The organism is Planctomycetia bacterium (assembly GCA_034440135.1).
In the GTDB taxonomy this organism is placed as follows: Bacteria; Planctomycetota; Planctomycetia; order Pirellulales; family JALHLM01; genus JALHLM01.
The window spans coordinates 1-2,742 of record JAWXBP010000444.1 but is presented as its reverse complement, the minus strand read 5'-3'; the positions used below and the strand labels follow the sequence as shown (position 1 = coordinate 2,742).

1 pseudogene is annotated in these 2,742 nt (G+C 59.4%); it reads left to right on the top strand.

From position 1 onward, the window contains the following. The first annotated feature begins 341 nt into the window (after positions 1-341). A pseudogene (locus tag SGJ19_25490) lies at positions 342-2,516 on the top strand (heavy metal translocating P-type ATPase). Positions 2,517-2,742 lie beyond the last annotated feature (226 nt).

Here is a 2,742-nt window from a genome sequence, read left to right as displayed (position 1 = left end):
GTTCGCCGACCGTTAAACGCGACGACGCCTGGCGCGCGATCAACCTACGCCAAAATGACACACGATCCGCCGCCGAAGTTCGAGACATAGCCGTCACCGGGGGAAGCCCAAGTTCAAGCCCACCCCCTCAACCTACCAACCCCAACAACCATGCCGATTCGGGAACGGTTACCGGATATCGATGATCGCATTAAGGAACTCAGGAGAATGAAGAAGGCATTGGTCCCGCTCATCGCGGCATGCGACGGAAATGGCAAACTGGATGGCTGCCCGATTTTAGCAGCCATCGAATCGTCCCACTGAACAACTGCAGCAACGTCCTCGTTCGAAAGGAGGCGATAATGCCACGCGACCACCATCACAGCGGTCCTCCCAGCAATGTTCAGACGGCGATTGACCCCGTTTGTGGAATGCGAGTAGATCCGCAGCATTCCGCTGGTTCGCATGCTCACACAGGTGTGACCTATCACTTTTGCAGCATGCATTGCCTACAGAAGTTCAAAACGAATCCGGAAGCATTTGTCGAAAAACGGCAGGCGGAGCCATCGTCCGTTTCGGCGGGCAAATACACCTGCCCAATGCATCCAGAGATTGTGCAGGACGGTCCAGGAAATTGCCCCAAGTGTGGTATGGCACTGGAGCCGATGCAGCCGGCCGCCGAAGTGGGGCCAGATCCGGAGCTAATCGCGATGCAGCACCGGTTCTGGATCGGGACCGTTCTGACAGTGCCCATCTTTTCCATCGCCATGGCGGGTTTAATTCCCGCGCAAGGTCTGATGGAGTTCCTGCACAACCACATGACGGCATTCAACTGGGCGCAACTGATCTTGGCAACTCCGGTGGTGTTGTGGGGCGGCTGGCCATTTTTTCAGCGAGCTTGGTCGTCGGTAGTTCATCGAAGCCCGAACATGCTTACGCTCATCGCCTTGGGCGTTGGTGCAGCCTACCTTTACAGCTTGGCCGCGACGATCATTCCAGGGTGGTTTCCGGTCGGCTTTCGCTCCGCGGGCGGGGCAGCCGAACCGTATTTTGATAGCGCAGCGGTCATTGTCGTGCTGGTATTGCTCGGTCAGGTGCTCGAACTCCGCGCGCGGTCGCAAACCGGCGCTGCGATCAGGGCGCTCTTGGGACTGGCGCCGAAGACGGCGCGCGTCGTCCGTGACAATGGACAAGAGGAAGATATCCCCCGAGAACATGTACACGTCGGCGACCGGCTCCGAATCCGTCCAGGAGAGAAGCTCCCCGTCGATGGCGTCGTGATCGAGGGACAAAGCTCCCTCGACGAATCGATGATCACCGGCGAACCGATTCCCGTGGAAAAAACACCGGGAAGCAAGGTCGTCGGAGGAACCGTCAACGGGACTGGGGGTCTCCTGGTGCGAGCAGAACGAGTCGGAGGCGATACATTGTTGTCGCAGATTGTCCGGATGGTCGGCGAAGCGCAGCGTAGCCGAGCGCCCATTGAAAAACTTGTCAACAAGGTCTCCCTGTTCTTTGTGCCTGCGGTGCTGGGTACCGCCATCTTGACCTTTGTAGGTTGGGCCACTTGGGGATCGGAACCGCGCTTGGCCCATGCACTCGTGAACGCCGTGGCGGTCCTCATTATCGCGTGCCCGTGTGCATTGGGGCTGGCTACGCCGATGGCAATCATGGTCGGAACCGGCCGCGGCGCGACCGCAGGCGTCCTCTTCCGTGACGCGGAAGCGCTCGAAACATTGCGTAACGCTGACACACTCGTGGTCGACAAGACCGGAACGCTGACCGAAGGAAAACCAAAGCTCGTCGTTGTCGAAGCGCTCGCCGGTTTTGATGAGTCACTCGTCCTGAGAATTGCGGCGGGCCTGGAACGAGCCAGCGAACACCCCTTGGCGGCAGCAATTGTCTAGGGCGCGCAGAGCCGCGGGATTGAACCAGCGACCGTCGGCGACTTTCAGTCGGTCACAGGCAAGGGGGTTCGCGGCACTACCGGCTCGCAACACGTCGCGATCGGCAACCCGGCCATGATGTCCTCGGAAGGCGTCGATATCAGCTCGGTCGAGGGCCGACTTCATCAGCTACGCCAAGAGGGTCAAACGGTGATGATCGTCGCCGTGGACGGCAAGGCCGCCGGCTTGATCGGCGGCGCTGGCACGATCAAAGGCACCTCACAGGAAGCGGTCCAGTTATTGCACGCAGAAGGTCTACGTGTGGTGATGCTCACCGGTGATAGCCGTACGACGGCTGAGGCCGTCGCTCGCACGCTTGGCATCGACGAAGTCATCGCCGAGGTCTTGCCCGAACAGAAAAGCGAAGCCGTGGCTCGTCTACAGCGAGAAGGTCATCGCGTGGCGATGGCGGGCGACGGCATCAACGATGCCCCCGCCTTGGCGAAGGCCGATGTCGGGATCGCCATGGGAACTGGCACCGACGTGGCAATGGAAAGTGCCGCGATCACCTTGGTCAAAGGAGACTTGCGTGCCATCGTGCGTGCCCGGCGACTTAGCCAAGCAACCTCGGCCACGATCCGCCAGAATCTGCTACTAAGGAAATGGCTCTGCCTTTATGTACCTGCCGCTCTCAAAAAAACTTCCCAGCCATCGTAAATCCAACCCTGGCGTTGCGTGCCGAACGTACGTTGGTGACCGATCGGGGCATCAGAAAAACGGTTCTTCACCCAATTCCGGGGAATGAGGGGATGAGTTGAGTCAACGGCAGGTCTGCTTCATGTTGCTGGGTGTTGACGAAACCAGTGACACTGAGCAG